We start from the raw sequence: 2,330 nt of genomic DNA on the forward strand, positions 1-2,330 counted from the left end.
GGGATCCCTGCTCTGGGTGCTGATGGTGATCGGGGTGGGGGTGCTGAGTTTCCTCAAGTGAAGCCGTAGAAGGGCGAGGGCCAATCCACCGAAGGTCACCTTGTGGTCGCAATCAGCGTTGCGTGGGAGCTGCACCGTGGGTGTGGCGGCCCAAAGTTTTTGTCTGGGATCCTGGACGAACTACGCACTTCCGCACCTCGATAAGCCTTAAGCTCTCTCGGTAGAGGGGATCCCATCCTCTACAATGGACGGCGAGGCGTCGGCCTTGCTTGCCATCGGTCAGGCTGTCTACAGGCCGCGCTAGTGAGCTTTGAAGGTGCTGAGGTGTTTCAACCAGCGGAGGTTTGGGTGTTGAGAGCAGTGATGAGAGCAGGGAAATGTTCGCAGGAACTTGGCCTTGCTCGGCGAGGAATGAGGCTGGCCTTGGCGGGCCTGTTGATGGGGAGCCTGGGATCCCTGATGGTGCCCCATTCTGCAGAGGCGCAGTCGGGTTTGGTGATCACCGGCAGTGAAGGGGTACCTGTCCTCAGCTATCGGCTCGATTTTGGCGGGGTTCGCAGTCGTTTGGATCGCTATCGCCTGACCATTCCCCCCCAGAATGTGGCAGTGGCAGAAGTGCAGATCAACGGGGACAGGAATTTCGATGGCCGCATCGATCCGGAAAGTGTCCGCCTGGAGGTAGAAGGCCGGCCTGTAGAGCTGGATCAAGTGTACTGGAACGAGGAGTTTCGCTCTCTAGAGGTGGTGGCCCGTCAACCCATTGCTGCCGGTCAGGAGATCCGTCTGGTGCTCTCTAACGTGCGCAACCCTTCATCTGCCGGTATCTACCGTGTGGAGGCGCGGGTACGGGGTACGGAACCCAACCCCCTCTTCCGGAATGTGGGCAACTGGCTGATTACCATTGAAGACCCAGAGCGGATTGGCTTCTGATCTATTGACCCGATGATCTGACCTACTGTTGATCTTTGCGGCGATCCTATAGGCACAGCCCTTTTGCGGGTCTGGGACAGCGACACCCAAGTTCCCGGCCAGTTGGGGTGGGATCCCTCTGCAAGTGTTTGTTCGCCGTGGTATGGGCTGCTGGAAAAAGCCGGAGTTCTGAGTTTTTCTAAGAATGGGGATTGTGCAAATCTGGCAAGTTTGGGTGGGGGAGTGTTTACCTTGTTGCTTGCTGACACCTGGTATCCCAATTGGTGGCAAGCTCTGATTTTGGGCATGGTGCAGGGGATCACCGAATTTCTGCCCATTAGCAGCACGGCCCATCTGCGGGTGTTTCCGGCTTTGGTGGGATGGCCGGATGCGGGCGCTTCTTTTACGGCGGTGATCCAGTTGGGCAGTTTGGGGGCGGTGCTGATCTACTTTGCCTCTGACCTGCGCCAGTTGCTCCTGGGCTCCTGGAAAGCCTGGCGAGAACGAGATTTCCAGCAGGAGCCTTGGCGGCTGCTGGTAGGGATCCTGGTGGGAACAGTGCCAATTGTGGTTGCCGGCTGGGCCATCAAGGCCATTTGGGGATCCCCGCCCCGCCAGTTGTGGGTGATCGCCGTCGCAGCCATCGGCTTGGCTGTGTTGTTGGGCTGGGCAGAGCAAACGGGCAAACGCCAGCGAGACCTTCACAGCTTGGGCATTGGGGATGGGATCTGGGTGGGGCTGGCCCAAGCTTTGTCCCTGATCCCTGGGGTGTCGCGCTCCGGCTCGACGCTGACGGCAGGGCTGTTTCTCCATTTGCAACGCCCGGCTGCCGCCCGTTACTCCTTCTTGCTGGGGATCCCGGCGCTCTTTTTGGCGGGGGTAGAAGAGTTGATCTCTGAGTTCAGGGCAGAGGCGCTGCTGTCGCAGGGGTTGGGCACTCTTTCTGCTTTTGTCTTTTCCTATCTCTCTATCGATTGGCTGATTCAGTTTTTGCAGCGCAGCAGCACCTGGCTGTTCATCGTCTATCGGATTGGCTTTGGCCTGTTCATTTTCTTGGGGTTGGCCCTGGGGTTCCTGAAACCCTAGGCTGGGTTTTGCAGCTCCTTCCTTCACCCTTGCTCCCGCAGGCTCTGCAGCGCCTTGGGCAGGTGCTCCGCCAGGTGGGCCGGATCCACCCCTGTTAGACCGCGTTCCCGCGCCAGCTGGATAGCCGCTTGGGCATGCCACCACACCCCGGCACAGGCGCAACTGAGCAGCTCAGCAATCTCCAAGGGCCGACCCACTTGGGCCGTTCGGCGGGCCACCAGGCCACCAATCAGGCCAGTCAAGACATCGCCGCTGCCACCGCGGGCCAAAGCCGGTGTGCTTTCCGGGTTCACCCAGCATTCCCCAGTGGGAGAGGCGATCACCGTCCGCGCCCC

The 2,330-nt window shown here is 59.9% G+C and carries 3 protein-coding genes; 2 read left to right on the plus strand and 1 reads right to left on the minus strand.

Features of this window, described 5'->3' with window-relative positions; all coding sequences use genetic code 11:
* The first annotated feature begins 411 nt into the window (after positions 1-411).
* Positions 412-930: a DUF2808 domain-containing protein gene (locus NW819_RS12700; protein ID WP_414331896.1), complete on the plus strand. Its 519-nt coding sequence runs from the start codon at positions 412-414 to the stop codon at positions 928-930.
* A gap of 231 nt (positions 931-1,161) precedes the next feature.
* Positions 1,162-1,995, plus strand: coding sequence for an undecaprenyl-diphosphate phosphatase (locus NW819_RS12705; protein WP_414413964.1), 834 nt, complete (start codon positions 1,162-1,164; stop codon positions 1,993-1,995).
* A 23-nt stretch (positions 1,996-2,018) separates the two neighbouring features.
* Here NW819_RS12705 and NW819_RS12710 read toward each other — a convergent pair.
* Positions 2,019-2,330: ADP-dependent NAD(P)H-hydrate dehydratase (locus tag NW819_RS12710; protein ID WP_414413965.1), on the minus strand; the 312-nt coding region annotated here is incomplete at its 5' end.

This window comes from Synechococcus sp. R8-2 (genome assembly GCF_047461715.1).
GTDB lineage: Bacteria > Cyanobacteriota > Cyanobacteriia > Thermostichales > Thermostichaceae > Thermostichus.